The sequence below is a fragment of the Erwinia sp. ErVv1 genome (genome assembly GCF_900068895.1).
Lineage (GTDB): Bacteria > Pseudomonadota > Gammaproteobacteria > Enterobacterales > Enterobacteriaceae > Erwinia.
In genome coordinates, this window is sequence record NZ_CDPK01000044.1 from 1 (window position 1) to 265 (window position 265).

The window sequence follows — 265 nt, forward strand, 5'->3', positions numbered from 1 at the left end:
TGAGCTTTCTGCGCTACAGATTTTTTAGCCACTTTTTTGTGGTGCACTTTTTTAGCAGCCTGAGCTTTCTGCGCTACAGCTTTCTTAGCGACTTTCTTGTGGTGAACTTTTTTGGCAGCCTGAGCTTTCTGCGCTACAGCTTTCTTAGCCGCTTTTTTATGTTTTTTATGATGCTTAGTCGTGGTGGTCGTTTTAGCCGGTGCAGCGGTAGTTGCAGCAGGCGTTGCAGCAGCAGTTGTAGTGGTGCTGGCTGGGGCAGCAGTTG

General features: G+C 48.3%; 1 protein-coding gene. It reads right to left on the minus strand.

Annotation, left to right across the window (positions count from 1 at the left end; genetic code table 11):
* Positions 1-265: hypothetical protein (locus A1830_RS23100; RefSeq protein ID WP_197473388.1), on the minus strand; the 265-nt coding region annotated here is incomplete at both ends.